The sequence below is a fragment of the Yinghuangia sp. YIM S10712 genome, assembly GCF_051388935.1.
GTDB lineage: Bacteria > Actinomycetota > Actinomycetes > Streptomycetales > Streptomycetaceae > Yinghuangia.
Genome location: NZ_JBPKBI010000003.1, coordinates 423509 through 438111, shown reverse-complemented (window position 1 = coordinate 438111; position 14603 = coordinate 423509). Strand labels below are relative to the sequence as shown.

14 protein-coding genes are annotated in these 14603 nt (G+C 71.6%); 8 read left to right on the top strand and 6 right to left on the bottom strand.

All coding sequences use genetic code 11. The annotated features are described in order from the left end of the window. Window positions 1-339: 339 nt before the first annotated feature. The 3 genes from ACRX5W_RS11380 to ACRX5W_RS11370 are packed head-to-tail and all read left to right on the top strand — an operon-like array spanning window position 340 to window position 2942. Complete coding sequence (locus tag ACRX5W_RS11380; RefSeq protein WP_436788047.1) at window positions 340-1017, top strand: SigE family RNA polymerase sigma factor; 678 nt, start codon at window positions 340-342, stop codon at window positions 1015-1017. Beyond that, window positions 1014-2099: a hypothetical protein gene (locus ACRX5W_RS11375; RefSeq protein ID WP_436787904.1), complete on the top strand. Its 1086-nt coding sequence runs from the start codon at window positions 1014-1016 to the stop codon at window positions 2097-2099. Before ACRX5W_RS11380 ends, ACRX5W_RS11375 begins: the two co-directional genes overlap by 4 nt. Before the next feature lie 27 nt (window positions 2100-2126). Beyond that, window positions 2127-2942, top strand: coding sequence for an SURF1 family protein (locus tag ACRX5W_RS11370; RefSeq protein ID WP_436787903.1), 816 nt, complete (start codon window positions 2127-2129; stop codon window positions 2940-2942). Window positions 2943-2989: 47 nt separating this feature from the next. Here ACRX5W_RS11370 and ACRX5W_RS11365 read toward each other — a convergent pair whose 3' ends face one another. The 6 genes from ACRX5W_RS11365 to ACRX5W_RS11340 form a co-directional block, all read right to left on the bottom strand. Then, entirely contained in the window at window positions 2990-4930 is a 1941-nt protein-coding gene (locus ACRX5W_RS11365; RefSeq protein ID WP_436787902.1) for a S9 family peptidase, read from the bottom strand. Window positions 4931-5050: 120 nt separating this feature from the next. Further along, window positions 5051-6073 (bottom strand): hemolysin family protein, encoded by a 1023-nt coding sequence (locus ACRX5W_RS11360; protein ID WP_436787901.1) that lies wholly within the window; start codon window positions 6071-6073, stop codon window positions 5051-5053. Then, window positions 6070-7443, bottom strand: coding sequence for a hemolysin family protein (locus ACRX5W_RS11355; RefSeq protein ID WP_436787900.1), 1374 nt, complete (start codon window positions 7441-7443; stop codon window positions 6070-6072). Before ACRX5W_RS11355 ends, ACRX5W_RS11360 begins: the two co-directional genes overlap by 4 nt. Window positions 7444-7653: 210 nt before the next feature. Further along, window positions 7654-8109: a tellurite resistance TerB family protein gene (locus ACRX5W_RS11350; protein WP_436787899.1), complete on the bottom strand. Its 456-nt coding sequence runs from the start codon at window positions 8107-8109 to the stop codon at window positions 7654-7656. Between the two features lie 97 nt (window positions 8110-8206). Further along, window positions 8207-9142, bottom strand: a complete 936-nt coding sequence (locus ACRX5W_RS11345) for a M56 family metallopeptidase (RefSeq protein ID WP_436787898.1) — start codon at window positions 9140-9142, stop codon at window positions 8207-8209. Window positions 9143-9154: 12 nt separating this feature from the next. Further along, entirely contained in the window at window positions 9155-9580 is a 426-nt protein-coding gene (locus ACRX5W_RS11340) for a BlaI/MecI/CopY family transcriptional regulator (protein WP_436787897.1), read from the bottom strand. 715 nt (window positions 9581-10295) lie between these two features. On the opposite strand from ACRX5W_RS11340, the gene ACRX5W_RS11335 reads away from it, so the two are divergent. The 5 genes from ACRX5W_RS11335 to thpD all read left to right on the top strand — a co-directional run bounded on the left by ACRX5W_RS11335 (window position 10296) and on the right by thpD (window position 14557). Beyond that, entirely contained in the window at window positions 10296-10751 is a 456-nt protein-coding gene (locus tag ACRX5W_RS11335; protein ID WP_436787896.1) for a hypothetical protein, read from the top strand. A gap of 440 nt (window positions 10752-11191) precedes the next feature. After that, window positions 11192-11707 carry a diaminobutyrate acetyltransferase gene (gene ectA / locus ACRX5W_RS11330; RefSeq protein WP_436787895.1) on the top strand — a complete coding sequence of 172 codons (516 nt, stop codon included), beginning with the start codon at window positions 11192-11194 and terminating at the stop codon, window positions 11705-11707. A gap of 159 nt (window positions 11708-11866) precedes the next feature. Then, entirely contained in the window at window positions 11867-13141 is a 1275-nt protein-coding gene (gene ectB / locus ACRX5W_RS11325) for a diaminobutyrate--2-oxoglutarate transaminase (protein WP_436787894.1), read from the top strand. A 94-nt stretch (window positions 13142-13235) separates the two neighbouring features. Beyond that, the gene (locus ACRX5W_RS11320) at window positions 13236-13631 is read left to right on the top strand and encodes an ectoine synthase (RefSeq protein WP_436787893.1); all 396 of its coding nucleotides are present in this window, start codon (window positions 13236-13238) and stop codon (window positions 13629-13631) included. Then, a complete protein-coding gene (thpD, locus tag ACRX5W_RS11315; RefSeq protein WP_436787892.1) occupies window positions 13631-14557 on the top strand; it encodes an ectoine hydroxylase in 927 nt (308 codons plus the stop codon). Before ACRX5W_RS11320 ends, thpD begins: the two co-directional genes overlap by 1 nt. Window positions 14558-14603: the final 46 nt, after the last annotated feature.

Below are 14603 nucleotides of genomic sequence, written 5' to 3'. Positions count from 1 at the left end.
AACGGGGGGCGCGGCCGACGGCCGTTGTGGCGTTGGCCACAGCCGCCGAGCGTCCCCGCTCACCGGAACCGCCTGCCTGACGCCCCGTCGACCAGTACCGTGTCCCCAGGCCGACAATCCGACGACGCGCCGGAGCGACCAGGACGGTCGGGGGCAGTGTTCACGACTTCCCTACAACCTTCCGAGGCGACTGGGTGTCTAACGTTCGTGGCGGAGTTGGTGGGGGTGGAACCACGGGTCAAGCGGGGCGTTCGCGCTGCGCGCCCGGCTGTCGATGTTGCCTTCGCCGGTCGGGGGCCGGACGCGGAGGTGCCCGGGGGATGGCAGCACGTGGAGTCCCTGATCCGGTATGCGGCGGTCGCCCCGACAGCCGAGGCGACCGTCGGGGCGGGGGCTGACGTGCCGACCGACGGGATGTCCGTCGAGAAGCCCCGGGACGCGGTGCGCATCCCCGACCGGCCACAGGAGGCGCCGCGGGTATCGGAGGCGCCCAGGCCTGCGGAGGCACGCGCGGCGGATTCGGACGCCGGGGTGACCGTCGACCGGCTCACCGAGACGTACCGCGAGCACTACGGCACCCTGCTCCGGCTGGCCGCGCTGCTGCTGGACGACCCGCACTCGTGCGAGGACGTCGTGCAGGAGGCGTTCATCCGCGTGCATGTGGCCCGTCACCGGCTGCGCGATCCCGAGAAGACGCTGGCGTACCTGCGGCAGACTGTCGTGAATCTCTCGCGGTCGACACTGCGCAGGAGGTTGATGGCGCTGCGGCTGCTGCCGCGCCCGCAGGCGGAGGAGCCGGCCGCGGAGGAAGGCGCGCACAACGTGCTGGAGCGAGACGCCCTCGTGCGGGTGTTGCGCGAACTGCCGAGGCGGCAGCGCGAGGTGATTGTCCTCCGCTACTACGCGGATCTGACGGAGGTTCAGGTGGCTGACCTGCTTGGCCTCTCGGTGGGGTCGGTGAAGGCGTACGGTTCGCGAGGGCTTGAGGCGCTGCGGGCCCGGATGGAGACGTCGTGACCGCGATGAACGATGACCGGGGGATGGGCGGCCGGCCCGGCGACGGTATGCCGGACGACGGCCTGCCCGACGAACTGCGCAGACGGCTTGCGGACGCCGTGTCGGAGATCCGGCCCGCGCACGACGCGCTCGACCGGCTGCGCGAGGCCGTGCCGGCGCGCCGCCGGCGCCGCCGCGCGACGGCGCTGACCGCAGTTGCGACCGTCGCGGTGCTCGGCATCGCGACGCCGATGGTGCGCACGGTCGTGATCACCGACGAGACCACGCAGCAAAGCGGCTCGAAGACGGACTCCGCCCAGGACTCGGAGGCGGCGGCGACCGGCGGCGAGAGCGGCGGCACGCAGACCTTCTCGGACGGCCGGGACCCGGTCGGTTCGACGATCTCCGGCGGCGGCACGACCAGCGGCTCGCGGAACACTCCGAAGGCCGAGCCGAGTGCGTCGGCGCCCGCCGCGGCGGCGTCCCCGGGGCTGACGCTGCCGCCCGACCAGTCGACGGCGTCCGGTCAGCCGCTGCCGACCGTCCCGCCCACCACCGCGACCGGCACGGTCGGCCCGACCGCGTCGCCGAGCGACCCGCCCGCGCCCGCCTGCACGATCCCCGACCTGGTCCAGGTCGGCGGCAACGAGCTGGGGACGCCGGGGGCCGACGGTGTCACCTACGGGGTCGTCGAGGTCCGCAATGTCGCGCAGCACGACTGCACGATCGTGGGGTCCGGTCACGTCATGGTCGCCTCGCCGCCCGGCAATCCGCCGATCCAGGTCTCGGTCAAGATTCACGAGGCCGGCGATCCGGCGTCCCGGCTGCCCGAGGTGCCGGCACCGGTGGGGCCGCTGACGCTGCGTCCGGGAGCCTCGTACGAATTCCAGTTCGCGTGGCAGCCGACCGCCGGGACCGGCGTCAACGGAAGTTGCACGCCGGGCGACAACCCGCCCGGTCCGCCGCCACCCGAACCGGCGCTCGGCTACGCGCTCGCGGACGGCGATGTGACCGTCGCCGAGGTGCGGCTGAGCGCGGCGTGCGGCGGCGTGGTCTACCGCACCGACGTCTACGCGGCCGGGACGCACCCGCGGGTCGGGTGACCGGGGAGCCCCGGTTACCGTGGTGGGGTGCAGCACCGCTTCCTCCTCCAGCCGCGCTGGGTGGCCTTCCACGTTCTCGTGCTGGTGGCCGTCCCGGTCTGCGCGGCTCTGGGCCTGTGGCAGTTCCAGCGCTACAACGAGCACAACGACGGCGGGAAGTCCGAGAAGACCGCGGTGTCCGCGGAGCCGGCCGTCGCGCTCGGGCAGGAGTTGGACGGCGGGCACACCGTGGCGACGAAGGACCGTGGCCGCAATGTGTTCGTCGAGGGCCGGTACGACGCGGCACGGCAGCTCGTCGTCCCCGGCCGCGAGCTCGACGGCCGTGACGGCTCGTACATCCTGACGCCGCTTCAGCCCGCCGGGGAGCCGGAGCTGCGCGTGCTCGTGGTGCGCGGCTGGACCGCCGGAGCACCGGACCCGGCGGCAGTGCCCGTGCCCGCCGGAGACGTGCGGGTGACCGGGCGCCTCGAACTGTCCGAGACCGAGCACGGGTCCGGCATCGACCGGATCCCGGGGCTGCCGGCGGGCCAGGTCTCGATCATCCACACGCCCGAACTGGTCAACGTGCTGCCGTACCGCCTCTACGACGGCTATGTCGCGCTGACCGCGCAGGACCCGGCCGACGCGTCAGGCCTCGTCCCGGTGCCGCCGGCGAAGACGCAGAAGAGCGGCGGCATTTCGGGGCGGGCCTGGCAGAACCTCGGCTACACCGCGCAGTGGTTCGTCTTCGCGGGGGCGTCGGTGTTCCTGTGGTGGCGCGTCGTGCGCCGCGAGATCGAGGAGCGCGACGAGGCCGAGCAGGCCCGGGCGCTGCGCGAGCTGGGCCTCGAACCGGCCTCTTGACCAACCGGTCCGCGGGCGGGCCGGAGCCCGGCCGCGGACCCGGTCCGTCAGACCCCGGCTGCGGTCTTCGGCAGGCCCAAGTGCCGGGCCACGAAGTCCAGTTCCTTGCGCACCTGGCGGATCCGCTCCTCGACCACCGCGGAACCGTGGCCGGCCTCGTACCGGTAGACCTCGTGCGCCGCGCCGAGTTCGGCGAGCCGCGCGACGTAGTTCTCGATCTGCCGGATCGGGCAGCGCGGGTCGTTGAGCCCGGCGCTGATGAAGACCGGCACGCGCACCCGGTCGACGTACGTGATCGGCGACGACGCGGCGTACCGCTCGGGAACCTCGTCGGGCGTGCCGCCGACGAGTGTGCGGTCCATCGCCTTGAGCGCCTCCATCTCGTCCTCGTACGCCGCGACGTAGTCGGCGACCGGAACCGCCGCGAGCCCGAGCGACCAGTCGTCGGGCTGGACGCCGAGACCGAGGAGCGTCAGATAGCCGCCCCACGAACCACCGGACAGCACAAGGCGGTTGGGGTCGGCGAGGCCGGACTCGACCGCCCACGCGCGCACCGCGGCGATGTCCTCCAGCTCGATGAGCCCGACCCGCTCGCGCAGCGCGTCCGTCCAGTCCTTGCCGTAGCCGGTCGAACCCCGGTAGTTGACGCGGACCACCGCGAAACCGTGGTCGATCCACACCGCGACGCCCGGCGCGAAGTGGTCGCCGTCGTGTGCGGTCGGGCCGCCGTGGATCTCGAAGACCGTCGGGTACGGGCCGGACCCGCCGGTCGGCCGGGACACCAGCGCGTGCACCGGCCCGCCGGGCCCGTCGACCCATGCGTCCTCGACCGACACCGATCCCGGCGCGCGGTCGCCGGGCGGCACGAGCACCGTGCCGCCGCCGGTCGACCGCAGCTCGCTGGGCCGCTCGCCGCTCGACCACAGGTATTCCACCGTGCCGTCCGGCCGGGCGGTCGCGCCGAGCACCGTGCCGGGCGGCGTGTCGAGCCGGACCAGCGTGCCGTCGGCCAGGTCGTACCGGTACAGCTCGGAGCGCGCGTGGTGGTCGTGCTCGACCAGCAGTGCGCTCGCGTCCGGGTACCAGTCGACGCCGACGTCGCCGGGCAGGCCCAGATCGATCTCGTGCTGTTCGCCGGTCAGCGGGTTCCAGATCATCGGCTCCCAACGGCCCCGGCGCTGGTGCGACACCAGCACGCGCGGGTCGCCGAAGACGGGCGCGAAGCCGGTGCACGACAGGCCTGATTCGGGGGCCCGGCCCGGCTCGCCGTCGTGGAGTTCGGCGACCGTCGAGCCGTCGAGGCGTACCGCGCGCAGCGACGGGTGCATGGTGTCGCCGTGCTCGCTGTGCTCGATGATCACCAACGTGTCGTCCTCGGACAGCGCCGAGACCCCGGCCGACTCGCGGTGCCGGTAGATCGTCGCGGGCTCGGTGCCGGGACGCACCACGTGCACCGTGGAGCCTTCCTCATCGGTCGAGCGCGCGATCACCGCGAGGCCGTCGGCGCCGATCGCGAGGCCCGCGGGGTACGACGGCGCCAACCCCGGCGCGGCCTCCTCGTCGGCGCCGCCCTCGAACGGCTGCCGCATCCACACCCCGAACTCGTCCCCGTCGGTGTCCGCGAACCACCAGATCCACGTGCCCGTCGGGTCGATCGAGGCCATGGTCGTGCCGTTCGCACGGTCGGTGACCTGGCGCTGTTCGCCGGTGATGCGGTCCCAGGCGTAGATCTCGTAGGTTCCCGAGGCGTTCGACAGGAACACCGACCGGTCGGGCGCGTGTTCGGCCCAGTCGGGCAGGCTCACCCGGGGCGCCCGGAACCGCTTCTCCCATGCGGGAGCGGCGGTGGGTTCGGGGGTTGCGGCGGCTTCGGCGATCTCGGCGGTCTCGGCTGTCTCGGCTGTCTCGTCGAACGTGTCGACGGTGTCGATGTGAAGCTCGGTAGCGTACGGACCTGCGGCGGTCGCCGGGGGCGCGGAATCGGACATGCGCTCCATTGAACTACGCGCGCGTACCTGACGGAGCACATGCCCGGGAACGGACACCGGCCGGGCCGGGGCGCGGATCGCGTGCGCCCCGCCCCCGGGACCGGCCCCGGCGCGGGCTGCTCAGCCGACGCGGTGCTGCCGTCCCACGAGCTCCTTCAGCACGTCCGCCATCGTCACCACGCCCAGCAGCGTCCCGGCCCCGTCGGTGACGGCGGCCAGGTGCGCGCCCGAGTGCCGCATCGCGGTCAGCACGTCGTCCAGTCGCGTCTCCGCGGCGACCGGCGCCACCCGGCGCAGTGCCCGGCGCGGGAAGGGGACATCGGGGTCGTCGGTGTCGAGGGCGTCCTTGACGTGGAGGTAGCCGAGCACCGCGTCGCCGTCGGCGACCACCGGGAAACGGGAGTAGCCGCTTTGGACGGCCAGTTGCTCCAGCAGCCGCGGCGTCACGTTCTCGGGGGCTGTGACCATGTCCTGGAGGCGCAGCACGACCTCGGAGACGGGTCGTTCGCCGAGCGCGAGGGCGTCGCGCAGCAGTTCGCGCTCGCCCTCGTCGAGCAGCCCGGTGCTGCTCGACTCGTCGACCATCCTGGCCAGTTCGTCTCCGGTGAAGGCCGCGTTGACCTCGTCCTTCGGTTCGACGTTCAGCAGCCGGAGGATGCCGTTGGCCAGCGTGTTGATCGTGAAGATCACCGGACGCAGCGCCCGGGTGAGCGCGACCAGCCCGGGGCCCAGCAGCAGTGCGGTGCGCACCGGCGCGGCCAGCGCGACGTTCTTCGGGACCATCTCGCCGAACAGCATGTGCAGGTACGTCGCCAGTGCCAGGGCGAGCACGAACGACACCGGGTGGACCGCGCCCTCCGGCAGATGGGCGGCGTGGAAGACCGGTTCCATCAGGTGCGCGATCGCCGGTTCGGCGACCACGCCGAGCACCAGGGACGAGACGGTGATGCCGAGCTGGGCCGCGGCCAGGACCGCCGAGACGTGTTCGAGGCCCCACACCACCCGGCGGGCGCGGCGGTTGCCGGCCGCGGCGAGTGGTTCGATCTGGCTGCGGCGCACCGAGATCAGGGCGAATTCCGCGCCGACGAAGAAGGCGTTGGTGACCAGGGTGAGGGCGCCGATGAGCAACTGGAGGACGGTCATCGGGCGCCGTCCTCGTCGGTTCCGTCCCGGGCTTCCTCGTCGCCGTCGGCATCGTCGGGCGCGTCGGGCGGCGGGCCGACGACGCGGATCCGGGCGGCCCGGTGATGGGTGACCTCGGTGACGCTGAGCGTCCAGCGGTCCAGCGCGACCTCGTCGCCGACCTCGGGGATGCGGGAGAGCCGTTCGGCGATGAGTCCCGCGACCGTCTCGTACGGTCCCTCCGGCGCGTGCAGGCCGAGCTCTTCGAGCTGGTCGAGGCGGTAGCCGCCGTCGATGTCCCATTCGCGCAGCGCCGGGTCGCCGGATCGGACGGCGACGACCTCGGGGACCTCTTCGGGGTCGTGTTCGTCGCGTACCTCGCCGACGACCTCCTCGACGATGTCCTCCAGGGTCACCACGCCCGCGGTGCCGCCGTACTCGTCGATGACGACGGCCATCGTCTGCTCGCCGCGCAACCGGTCGAGCAGGTCGTCGACCGGCAGGGTCTCGGGCACGAGCACCGGCTCGACGGCGATCTGCGCGACGGTCCGGGTGCGGCGGTCCGCCTCGGGGACGGCGAGCGCGGCCTTGAGGTCGACGAAGCCGTCCACCGCGTCGAGGCTGTCGCGGTAGACGGGGAACCGGGAGTGGCCGGTCTCGCGTGCGACGGCGAGCACTTCGTCGACGAGGTCCTCGGCACGAAGGCCGTGGACGCGGACGCGCGGGGTCATGATCTGTTCCGCGGTCAGGTCGCCGAGGCTGACCGCGCGGACGAACAGGTCCGCGGTGTCCGGCTCCAGCGTGCCGGCGCGGACGGAGTGCCGGGCCAGGGCCACGAGCTCGCGCGGGCTGCGCGCGGACGCGAGCTCCTCGACGGGTTCCAGGCCGAAGCGGCGTACCGTCCGGTTCGCGGTGCTGTTGAGGTGGTTGATCAGCAGCGCGAACGTCCGGGTGAACGCCCGCTGCGGCGTGGCGACGACCTTGGCCACGCCGAGCGGGTGCGAGATGGCCCAGTTCTTGGGGACCAGCTCGCCGAAGACCATGAGCGCGACCGACGACAACGTCACGCCGAGCACCAAGGCGACGCCGTCCGCCGCGCCCGCGGTGAGCCCGGCCGACTCCAGCGGCCCGGCCAGCAGCGCGGCGAGCGACGGCTGCGCGAGCATGCCGATGACCAGCGAGGTCACCGTGATGCCGAGTTGGGCGCCGGACAATTGGACGGTCAGCCGCCGTACCGCCGAAAGTGCCCCGGCCGCACCTCGCTCGCCCGCCTCCGCGGCCTGTTCAAGGGCACCGCGGTCGACGGTCGTGAGCGAGAACTCGGCGGCGACGAACACCGCGCACGCCAGAATGAGCAGCACCGCGACGACAAGCAGCAGCACCTCGGTCATCGGACCGGCCCCCGTCGTCGGCGGCGGGCGGAGCGTCTGCTCGCAGGATCATCCATGCCTAATTGTCCACATCTTTCCGCGCAGGTGTGAAAGGACCGTCGGCCCGGCGAACGCCGGGCCGACGGGCGGGCGTTCGCCGACGCCTCGTTGCGTACCCGCCCGCACGGAGTCCAAGGCCGCCGGTTCGCGGATCGCGGGGACCCGAGGCGGTCAGAGGTCGAACTCGGCCGGGTTGATGCCGAGGGCGAAGCAGGCCTCGCGGACGACGGCGCGTTCCTGCGGGTCGAAGTTGCCGTCGGCGCCGCCGATGACGATGCCGATCTGGATGACCGCACGGGCCTCGTCCGGCTTCTTCTTGGCCTTGGCGATGTCCTGCACCACCTGCACCTTGCCGAGCTGGAAGTCGGACTGGAGCTGGTTGGCGTAGGCGTAAAAGCGGCGCTGGAGGTCGTCCTTGTCGAAGTTCCGAAGCACCTCATTGCCGGCGATGAGCTGTGCGACCTTGGCCGTCTCGCTCTGGTCGACCGTGCCGTCCGCCGCCGCGACCAGAGCGCACATCGCCATGCTCGCGTCGCGGAAGGCGCCGCTCTTCAGCTCGTTCTTCTTCGCGAGCAGTTGCGTCTGCATGCTCTGCGCGGACTGCCTGAACTTGTCCCAAAGGGCCATCGCGTGTGTCTCCCGGAATAGCTCGTCGTCGGCCCCCTGCGGAACCGTCGGAAACAATCTACAGAGTCGTAGATTGTCGTGGGCGCGCACCGGGTCCTCACAGCGCGGTCGCGGCCTTCAGGATGACGAACAGCGCCGCCGTCGCGTTCAGCGCGGACACCACCGAGACGGTCGTGCCCGCCGCCGCGACGATCGCGGCGAGTCCCGTGCGCGAGCGCGGGGTCGGCCACGCGGTGTCCGGCGTCGGACCGAGCAGCGCCGCCACGCGCCGGGGGACGGACCCCGGCGACGGTGCCGCGAAGGCGGGCAACCCGGCGGGTCCCGGCCGCCGCGCGGCGAGCGCGGCCTTGCCGACCGCCTGAGCGGTGGTACGCCGGTCGCCGATCGCTGACGCCGCCTCCTCGTCCGCCCAACGCTCGACGGTGTACGCGATCGCCGTGCACAGCGGCCGCAGCAACGGCTGGCCGGCCGCGGCAAGCCGCGCGGTCAGCAGGACGCGGTGGTGCGCGCCGGCGAGGTGTGCACGCTCGTGGGCGATGAGCGCACGCCGCTCACGAGAGTCCAGGCACGCCAGCATCCCGGTCGACACCACCACGCACGGGCGCGCACCGGGCAGGGCGAAGGCGTACGGCTCCGCGTCCGGCAGCACCGCGACGCCTCCCCGGGCGGGGAGACCCGCGACGGCCCTGCGCGCGCCGCGGCGTACCCGGACCACCCGGCACACCACCACCGCGACCGCGGCCAGGACCGCCAGCAGCCCCACGATCGCGGCCGTGCCGAACACCCGCACGTGCGGCACCTCGTCCCGCACCTCGGGATCCGCCCAGCCGTCCGGAAGCGGGTTGCCCGGGACCTGCGCGGTGCCCACCACCATCAGCAGCGCGAGAGACAGCGTGCTGCACGCGGCGAGCACCGCCGCCACACCGGTCAGCAGCCGGGTCGCCGTCCGGGGATGCAGATGATCGGTGGCGAGCCGGGCGACCGGAAGGGCCGTCAGCGGCAGGACCAGGGGCAGATAGACCGCCAAGCGCACCGTTTCGCCCTCTCAGCCCTCGGGGGCGCCGGGCGCCTGCCGGCCGAGCAGCGCACGCAGCGTTCGCTCGTCCTCGTCGGACAGGTCCGAGACGAAGCTCGCCAGCACCGCCGCCCGGTCGTGTTCGCGGTCCAACACCTGCCGCATCCGCCGCGCGGCCAGCCCGGCTTCGTCCGAGACCGGGCGGTAGGCGTACGAGCGGCCCTGCCGAATGCGGGTCAGGAGCCCCTTCTCGTACAGCCGCGACATGATCGTCACCACTGTGCTGTAGGCCAGGTCGTCGCCGAGCTGCTGCTGCGCCCACGTCGCGGTGCGTGCCTCGCGCTGCGACCACAGGAGGTTCAGCACCTCGGCCTCCAGCTCCCCGGGACCGCGCCTTGCCGCACGCACGCGGTCGGCACGCGTGCCCGGGGGCCGGGGTTGCCGAGGGTCCGTCATGGTGCCTCCCTGACCGGTCGTATGGGGTCGAACGGGACGGTCGTCGCTGTCGGAGCGTACCGCTCGGCTCCGAAAACGCCTGGGCCCGGCCGCAGATGGCCGGGCTTCGCCACGAAACCCTGTTGCCCGGTGCGGAATCCGTATCTATAAATCTGTAGGGTTACTTCGTGGCCTGGCCCGACGGGAGGTGCGCCCGCACCCGCCCCGCGACGCACGGCCGTTCGCATCCGGTCGGATGCCGAGCCGGGGAAAGCGGGGACGCGTGTCGGGGACGACGTCAATACGGCCACAGGCGCCGGGCTCGTGCGCGCCGCCGGTTCCGCAGGTGCTCGGCCAAGCGGTCGCCAAGCTGGTTCTCGCGTCGGCCAGACGATCGGCCCGCCCGCCGGATCCGTCGCCCGTCGCGCCTTTCGTCTCCCCGCCCGCGCACGTGCCCGCCTGTACGCCCGTCCGCGTGCCGGTTCAGCTCCCCGGCCAGGTGCCCGCCCTGCTCGCACGGGGCTCCGGCCCCGGCCTTGCGTCCGGTGGTTCCCCCGCCGCGACCGCGACGCGGCGCCCGCCGGGACGCCGTGCCACGTCGGCCGACGTCCCCGGTTCCCGCCGCGGCGCACGCAGCCGGCGCCTCGACCGCAGCGGCCCCAAGCGCCCGCGCACCCCGCTCGGCCGGCGTGCCGTATCCGCCGCGCCACTCGACACGCCGGCGGCCGAGCCGGTCGTGGAGATCCGCGAGACCGCTCCGGAAGCCGGGGCGCCGGGACCCGCGCCGATCGGCCGCGTCTCGTCGTTCGTCCGCTTCATCGCCTGCGGTGGCGGCACCGGGGTTGCCGCGGGGGCCGCGGTGGCCCATATGTCAGACACGGTGCCCGTCGCGCTCGCCAACGCGGTGGTGACCGTGGTCGCCACACTCGTGACCAACGAACTGCACAGCCGCGTCACGTTCCGTCGCGGCCGGGCCGGCTGGCGCGTGCACATGCAGTCGAGCGGTACGGCCATCGCCAGCTACCTGTTCACCACGTCGGCCATGCTGCTGCTTGACGCCGTTGCCGACGATCCGGGCAATTTCGCTGAACAGGCGACGTACCTGACCGCCTCGGCCGCAGCCGGTGTCGGTCGCTTCGTCGCCCTGCGGATGTTGGTTTTCGGCCGCGGCAAGCAGAAGGCCGAGGCCTGACTCCATCGGTGCGTCGGATGGCCGGCAGCCGCTCTTCCCCCGGGATCTCGCACGCATGTTCCCATGAAACATCGGCGCGTCACCCGAATGGCTTTAAGTGGCCATCGTCACAATCCGTAGCACCGAGAGTGGTCGCAGGTGGCTTTCAGGCGGGTTTCCCGATGTTCACAAGGCTGTACCCAAAGCGTTGTCAGCGGCGGATTACAAAAAATGTTTCCGCTGGAGCGAATCTCGGCCGGATGAACAGCCGTGATATTCGGTCGACTCCGGACGATTGCCCGCCCGGCGGCCTGCTTTCGGGTTGTGACTCAAGTGTGATGTTTGTCGGGCGAACTCCGGGTTACGCGTGCGCATGCGCGCACACCATAAGCGGCTCGTTCCATATGCGGAACCCCCTTGCTTTCCAGGCCACTTGAAGGCTCTCGGTAAGTTGACGTGGCATGTCCGAGAACACTTTGGCCGACACGTTGCTTTTGGAACCCCCCTGTGTGGACGACGGATCCGACCTGTGGCGTCTGGCACGCGACGTCGGGTCGCTTGACCTGAACTCGGCATATCAGTACCTGCTGTGGTGTCGGGACTTCGCCGCGACTTCGGTGGTGGCGCGCCTGGACGGCCGCATGTGCGGCTTCGTCACCGGCTACGTGCGCCCGGACGTCCCCGACACGCTCATGGTCTGGCAGGTGGCCGTGGATCCCCGGGTGCGGGGGCGGCGCGTCGCCGCCCGCATGCTCGGTGAGCTTCTCGAACGCCGCGCGCCGTTCGGCCAGGTGTTCGTCGAGGCGACGGTCACCCCGGACAACGCGGCTTCCATCGCCTTGTTCAGCGGCTTCGGCCGCGACCTCGGAGTGCCTGTCGGGCGTACGGACCTGTTCACCGCCGAGCACTTCCCGGGCGGCACGCACGAGCCCGAGGTCCTGTTCCGCATCGGCCCGGTCTCCCCGGCGGGGACCTGACGTACAGCGCGGCCTGCCAAGTCCGTTAGATGCGTTTCATGCGAATTGTCCGAATCATCAGGGCATTTCGTTTTGCCGGGCCACCTCGCCCCGGGACGGTTCCGGCTCGTCCGGCAGGGGCGATCCATGCCCCACCCATCCTCCGACCCTGGAGAACTCTTGACTGTCACGGAACTTCCCTCCGTATTCACCACCCTCGAATCCGAAGTCCGCAGCTACTGCCGCGGCTGGCCGACCGTGTTCGACCACGCCCGGGGCAGCCGCCTCCGCGACGTACAGGGACGCTCCTGGCTCGACTTCTTCGCCGGCGCCGGGGCGCTCAACTACGGGCACAACAACCCGCGCCTCAAAACCGCGCTGCTGGAATATCTCCAACGCGACGGCGTCGTCCATTCCCTCGACATGTCCACGGGCGCGAAACAGGCGTTCCTGGAGCGCTTCGAGGAAGTGATCCTGCGTCCGCGCGGACTCGACTACAAGGTCCAGTTCCCGGGGCCGACGGGCGCCAACACGGTGGAATCCGCGCTCAAGCTCGCCCGCAAGGTGACCGGCCGCGAATCCGTCGTCGGGTTCACCAACGCCTTCCACGGCATGACCCTCGGCGCGCTCGCGGTGACCGGCAACTCGATGAAGCGCGCCGGCGCGGGCATCCCGCTCGTGCACGCGACCCCGATGCCGTACGACAACTACCTCGGCGGCAGCACCCCGGACTTCCTGTGGTTCGAAAGCCTGCTGGAGGACAGCGGCAGCGGCCTCAACAAACCCGCCGCCGTGATCGTGGAGACCGTGCAGGGCGAAGGCGGCGTCAACGTCGCACGCCCCGAGTGGCTGCGCGAGCTGGCCGAGGTGTGCAAGCGCCACGACATCCTGCTGATCGTCGACGACGTGCAGATGGGCTGCGGGCGCACCGGGCCGTTCTTCAGTTTCGAGACCGCAGGCATCACCCCCGACATCGTGTGTCTCTCGAAATCGATCAGCGGCTACGGCCTGCCGATGGCGCTGACGCTCTTCCGCCGCGACCTCGACATCTGGTCGCCCGGCGAGCACAACGGCACTTTCCGCGGCCACAACCCCGCCTTCGTCACCGCGACCGCCTCGCTCGACTACTGGACCGACGACACGCTGGAGAAGAGCACCCTCGCGGGCGGCGAACAGATCGGAGTCGCGCTCGGACAACTGGCCGACAAGTACGGCCACCTCGGCGCCCACCAGCGCGGGACCGGCCTGATCCGCGGACTGTCATTTGACGAGCACCCGGAACTGGCCGACCGCATCAGCGAGGAATCGTTCCGGCGCGGCCTGCTCGTGGAGACCTCCGGCCCGCGCGGCGAGGTCGTCAAACTCATGCCGCCGCTCACCGCGACGCCCGCCGAGCTCGAAGAAGGCCTGGAGATCCTCTCCGACGCGGTTCACACGACCGTGTCCGCCCTGTGACCGCCGCGTCCCCGATTCAGGCCCCGCGTCCCAGGCCTCGGCCTCGGGCCACGAACAACGCCTGAGTCCACGAACAAGGAAGAACCGAACAATCATGATCGTCCTTTCCATCGACGACCTCGACGGAACCGACCGCGACGTCCACGCGGCGACCTGGCGCAGCCGCCGCATGGTCCTCGCGCGCGAAGGCGTCGGCTTCTCGCTGCACGAGACCGTGATGTACGCCGGAACCGAGACGTCGATGTGGTACGCCAACCACATCGAAGCCGTGTACTGCGTCGAGGGCCACGGCGAACTCACCAACGACGAGACCGGCGAGAAGCACAAGATCGCCGCGGGCAGCCTCTACCTGCTCGACGGCCACGAGCACCACACCATGCGCCCGACGACCGACATGCGGTTCGTGTGCGTGTTCAACCCGCCCGTCACCGGCCGCGAGGTCCACGACGAGAACGGGGTCTACCCGCTTCTCACCGAGGAGGCCGTCTGATGGGCACCGACACCACCGCGACGCCCCACGTCGATGCCTACCCCACCCGCGACAAGGCGTCCGCGCTCACCGAGAGCCCCCGCCAGGACCCCGTCGTCTGGCCCGGAGGACCGCCGGGACCGCTGAGCCCCGCCGAACTGGACCGGTACGGGCAGCGCGGCTTCCACACCGCCGAACAGCTCCTCGCGGCCGACGAGGTTTCCGCGTACCTCGACGAACTGCACCGGCTCCGCACCGAACCCTCGCTCCGCGACGACGAACGCGCCGTCCGCGAACCGGATTCCGACGAGATCCGCTCGATCTTCGCGGTCCACGAGATCAGTCCCGCCCTCGCCCGACTCGCCGGAGACGCCCGCCTGGTGGCCCGCGCACGGCAGATCCTCGGCTCCGAGGTCTACATCCACCAGAGCCGCGTCAACTACAAGCCCGGCTACGGCGGAAACGGCTTCTACTGGCACTCCGACTTCGAGACGTGGCACAGCGAGGACGGCATGCCCCGCATGCGCGCGCTGAGCGTCTCGATCGCCCTTACGGAGAACCTGCCGACCAACGGCCCGCTGATGATCATGCCCGGATCGCACCGCTTCTTCGTCGCGTGCCCCGGCAGCACCCCGCCGGACCACCACCGGCAGTCCCTGCGCCGCCAGGAGATCGGCACGCCGGGCCCGGCGGCCGTACGGCGCCTCGCCGACCGGCACGGCATCGCCCAGATCACCGGCCCGGCCGGCTCGGCGACCTTCTTCGACGCGAACTGCATGCACGGCTCGAACAGCAACATCACCCCGTACGAGCGCGCCAATGTGTTCATCGTCTACAACAGCGTCGAAAACACCCTCACCGAGCCGTTCGCCGCCCCGGGCCGCCGCCCGGAGCACATCGCGTCACGCACCTTCGCCCCGGTGAGCAGCGGTCCGAGCCCCCGGTAGAACCGCAGCATGCCCTCCCTGCCGAGGCCGGGCCACCCCCGGCCTC